Source organism: Ectobacillus sp., assembly GCF_056992975.1.
The window spans coordinates 1-4,896 of record NZ_JBXKMX010000129.1 but is presented as its reverse complement, the minus strand read 5'-3'; the positions used below and the strand labels follow the sequence as shown (position 1 = coordinate 4,896).

Annotated in this window: 5 protein-coding genes; all 5 read right to left on the bottom strand. The window is 40.7% G+C overall.

From position 1 onward, the window contains the following. Positions 1-43 precede the first annotated feature (43 nt). Positions 44-1,468 carry a TIGR00366 family protein gene (locus AC11ZT_RS06540; protein WP_484058825.1) on the bottom strand — a complete coding sequence of 475 codons (1,425 nt, stop codon included), beginning with the start codon at positions 1,466-1,468 and terminating at the stop codon, positions 44-46. A gap of 13 nt (positions 1,469-1,481) precedes the next feature. Then, complete coding sequence (locus tag AC11ZT_RS06535; protein ID WP_484058824.1) at positions 1,482-1,808, bottom strand: Zn-ribbon domain-containing OB-fold protein; 327 nt, start codon at positions 1,806-1,808, stop codon at positions 1,482-1,484. Positions 1,809-1,810: 2 nt separating this feature from the next. Then, a complete protein-coding gene (locus tag AC11ZT_RS06530) occupies positions 1,811-2,971 on the bottom strand; it encodes a thiolase domain-containing protein (protein ID WP_484058823.1) in 1,161 nt (386 codons plus the stop codon). Between the two features lie 11 nt (positions 2,972-2,982). Beyond that, complete coding sequence (locus AC11ZT_RS06525; protein ID WP_484058822.1) at positions 2,983-3,393, bottom strand: VOC family protein; 411 nt, start codon at positions 3,391-3,393, stop codon at positions 2,983-2,985. Continuing rightward, positions 3,386-4,896 (bottom strand): AMP-binding protein (locus tag AC11ZT_RS06520; protein WP_484058821.1); only part of this gene is annotated, 1,511 nt, incomplete at its 5' end. The genes AC11ZT_RS06525 and AC11ZT_RS06520, both read right to left, overlap by 8 nt.

Below are 4,896 nucleotides of genomic sequence, written 5' to 3'. Positions count from 1 at the left end.
GTAACTGTAAGAACAGCTACCCCCTTCATCATAATAACTATGGTTATAGATTTAAAGGCATGACAAACATCGCAATACTCGTAATTACAATATAAACAAGCAACAACATTGTACAAAAGCCAGCAATTTGTCCAAATTTTATTTTCGTAATGTCAAGCAAGGCAATCGCCCAAAATGGCTGAATAAGATGAGACATCATATCTCCCCATCCGTATGCAATGGTCGTACTTGCCGGGCTAATACCCAATTCCTTCGCTGCCTTTAACAGATACGGTGCTTCGATAATCCACTTTGATCCACCTGAAGGTACAAAATATCCAAGCACCCCAGAATACCAATATACAATTGGTAAAAAAGTGTGGGGATTCGAAATAGAAATGAAGAAAGTCGTTAGCACATGACCTAAATTTGTATAGGAAATCAGTCCAAAAATTCCTCCGTAAAGCGGAAATTGGATTAAAATTCCCCATGCACCTTGCACTCCTTTTTTACAACTCTCTAAAAATACGATTGGACGCCATGTTAGAAATAGGGCAAGTGTAAGAAACAACAGATTATACGTGTCTATACTCCAACCAGCAATCCCCTTTGATGTAAACGTCTGAACTAGCAAATACAGACAAGCAATCCCAACAATAATATTCCAACCAGGCCACCATGCAAGACGATCTGCTGGGCTTAAATGAGCGGGTCGTTCCATTTTATTTTCTTGTGTAATTGAATCAAGAACTTCTTTATCCATTCCTGTTCCTGCTTTTTTCGGTGTCAATAATGTTAATATCAATGCCGTAGAAATAATAGTAATAAAGACAAGGATAATATTAAATGAAGAAAAAATCGTACGAGATACAGGAATAATCTCCGTTAAAATTTTATCTTTTAATAAGAAATTATCAGGTGTCGCTACAAGTAAAGTTGCTGATCCCGAAAGACCTGCGTGCCACAACGTTGCAATTCCAACATACGCTGCTGCTACTAGCATCCGGATATCAGATTTCGGATTATGCTTTGCCACAAACGGAACAAGCGTTGCAGAGACAACGATGGTTAACGCCCAGTTCACAAATCCTGTCATTAAAGAGACGATTGCTACAAGTAAAGTTGCCTGCCATGGTTTATTGGGATTTGTCCGAGAACCAAGCCAGTTCAGCGCCGTTTTCGTAGCAGGTGCGGTAGCACAAACATATGCTACGATAATTGCAAAACTAAATTGAGCCATGAGCGGAAGCAAAACCCAAAGTCCCTTTCCCCAAACTTGTACAGCCTGATTGGGAGAAGCGTTTCCAAATGAGAGTGCCATTCCAAAGATAATAAGGGAAAGAATAATCGCAATAATCCAAGCATCCGGAACCCATTTTTGCGTCCAATTACTTGTTGCTAGCGCAAAGTCTCTAAATTTGTTCAAAATCCCTCGATCATTCTCGTATCCAGAAGTTTCAAACTCATTTACTAGTTTTTGTTGCTCCATACCTGTTACCCCCTTATTTTATAATTTGAAAAACAGGTGTCCCTTCTCTCCATTCGCTTAACTCTACTTTTGACCCTATTACTACTTCACTAGACTGTAATGTTTGCATTCTACCAATTAACCGCAAACCTTCTTCACACTCTACAACCACCACCGTATATGGCGTTTCATCCTTCAATTTCAAATCGCCAACATGAATCGTAGTATATGAGAACACAGTTCCTTTCCCTTCTACTCTAATTGGCAGATAACTATGCTTACTTCGACACTTCGGACAAAATTCATAGGTCTGCGCAGCAAGATGATCACATTCCTTACACTGATACACATCTATCATCATGTTTACCTCCTACGGTAAATATGAACGGCACATGTACCGCCAGATCCACCTAAATTGTGTGTTAATCCGATTGTTCCGTTTTCAATCTGACGTTTTCCAGCTTGTCCCCTTAGCTGATACACAATCTCTACGCCTTGCCCGACTCCTGTTGCACCAACTGGATGACCTTTTGCTTTCAGACCACCGCTAGAATTAATTGGTAATTCCCCGTTCAGGCGAGTACGTCCCTCTAAAGCAGCCTTTCCTCCTTCACCTGGCGCAAAAAATCCTAGGTCCTCTGTAGCAATAATTTCGGCAATCGTGAAGCAATCATGAACTTCAGCAAAATCGACGTCAGATGGCTGTATACCTGCCATTTCATAGGCCCTGGAAGCAGCAAGCCTAGAAGCCGAAAAAAATGTCATATCATCATTTGTAAAAATTTCAAATGAACCTGTTGCCTGACCTGATCCCACAATATCAATTACATCTTTTCGGTATGTCTTAGCAAGATCAGGAGCAGTAAGCACCATTGCTGATGCACCATCAGAAATAAGGGAACAATCAAAAATACTAAACGGCTCAGCTATCATCGTTTGGCTCGCACATACATCTGCCAAACTAATTTTTTTGTGCATATGAGCATTCGGATTCAATAAGGCATGATCATGATTTTTCACTGCTACAGCAGCGAGATGCTCCTTTGTCGTACCATATTGATACATATGGCGCTGTGCTACTAGAGCAAAAACACCCGGAAAGGTTAAACCAGCCTTTCCTTCCAGTTCCATATTACTAGCCTGTGCAAGAACCCCTGTTACACCCGCAGTAGGGAGAGAAGTCATTTTTTCTGCACCTACCACAAGTACACGTTTATGCAGACCACTTTTGATTGCCAAAATGGCTTCCCGAATCGCTAATCCACCAGAAGCACATGCGGCTTCCACCCTTGTTGCCGGAACTCCTTTCAGCCCTATTACAGAATTTACATATGACGCAAGATGATTTTGATTAAAAAATTGATCACCAGCAAAATTTCCAAGATACAAAGCATCAATTTCGTCCGGTCCCATGTTGGCATCAGCTAATGCCTTACTTGCAGCTTCTTGTACGAGTTCAGCAAAGCTTTCTGAGAGAACACCATATTTCGTACTTCCAACCCCAATAACTGATGCAAGCACCATTGTTCTTCCCCCTACTCATTTATTTTTGGTTGTACGAATTCAATCGTCACCCCATTAAATCCATCATTCTTAGCAAATGCTACAGTAGAGCCATGAGCACCGGGACGCGGAACCGTATCCTTCATCGGAATCCCTTCCTTTTGCATATTCGTAATTGTTTCTTGAATATCGTCCACTTCCAATGCAATATGATGAAGACCTCCGCCTGTCTCTCGCAAGAAATCGACGAGTTCACCTTCTTCTCCTAGTGGTTGCACCAGTTCAATTTGCGTGTCTCCAATTGGAAGAAAAGCAATTTGTACATTGTATGATGCAACATATTCAATTTCTGTTGGAATAAGGCCCAGTAGCTTTTCATAAGGAAGGAGTGCCTTTTCTATATCATCCACGATAACCGCGATGTGATTGATTTTCTTACTCATTTATCTTTTCTCCCTCCTCATGCCATTTTCGCAAAACGTGTTTTTGAATTTTCCCAACGGATGTACGTGGAAGATCAGGAACAAATTCGACAAACGCAGGCACTTTAAATTTGGCTAGGCGGTGCCTGCAATACACAATGATTTCCTCTTCCGTCACCACTTGACCATCCCGTACTATCACATATGCTTTCATCGTTTCATCTCGCACTTCATCTGGAATTCCAATAATCGCACATTCGTATACACAAGGATGCTCGCAAATGACTTTCTCCACTTCACTTGCTGCTACATTTTCACCGGCACGCTTAATCATATCTTTCACGCGATCAGCAAAGAAAAAGTAACCGCTTTCATTTACTCTCGCATTATCTCCTGTGTACAACCACCCATCCTGCAATGCATCTTCTGTCGCACTCTCATTTTTAAAATAACCTTTCATCAACGTACGCCCAGGAATACCCTTCACAATAATTTGTCCTATCTCTCCTTGCGCACATTCATTTCCGTCTTCATCGACTACCTTTACTTCATAGCCAAGCGTCGGTTTACCAATTGACATATTATTTCGAATGCCATCTAACGGATTCATTAATGGTGTCCCAACTGTTTCAGTCATTCCATACAATTGTAGTAATTTCGTGTCGTAATTGGTTTCAAACTCATCTAACTGTTCATTCGTTATCGTTTGGGCAAACCAAATCATTCGTAACGAGTTGTCACGATCAGATGGATCATACTCCTTTGCTAGAATCATTCGAATCGGTGCTGCAAAAAGCGAGCCTACTGTACATCCCAACCGTTTTGCTTGTTTGAAATAATTACTAGCACTAAACTTCTCCGTTATCGCAACACTTGCTCCAACCATTAAAGCAGACATAACGGAATAATACTGGGCATTCCCATGAAATAGTGGTAAAACAATAAACTGACGATCTTCTGGTGTAAGTCGAATAGACTTGGACATCACTTCGCCTGCAAACAAGTAATTAGCATGCGTAATTAAAACCCCTTTTGGTCTCGATGTTGTTCCAGATGTATATAGCATTGCCGCTACATCTTCTGCAAATAAAGGTACATCAGGTAAGGTTGTTGATGCATGCTCCATCAAATAAGATAAACTTCTGTTCAACTCATCTCTCCCTTTATACCTAGCAAGTAAAATATTACGAAGCTTAGGGACATGATTGCGGATAGGCTTAAATTTCTCCAAATATGTTTCTTCCGTTATGAGTAGAACAGACTCAGAGTGTTCTAGAATAAATTGCATTTCACTTTCAGTTGATAGAATATTCGTTGGAACCATAACTGCTCCAATTTCAGCTAATGCAAACCACGCTGTCATAAATTCGATACCATTAGGCAAATGCAAGGTTACTGTATCACCTTTACGTACTCCAAAATCCAATAGGACACGTGCAAGCCTCTTCACATCAGCTTGAAACTCACCATACAGCAACGAAAAATCCTGTTTCTCTTTATCTTCAAACAAAAGAAACAGCTTAT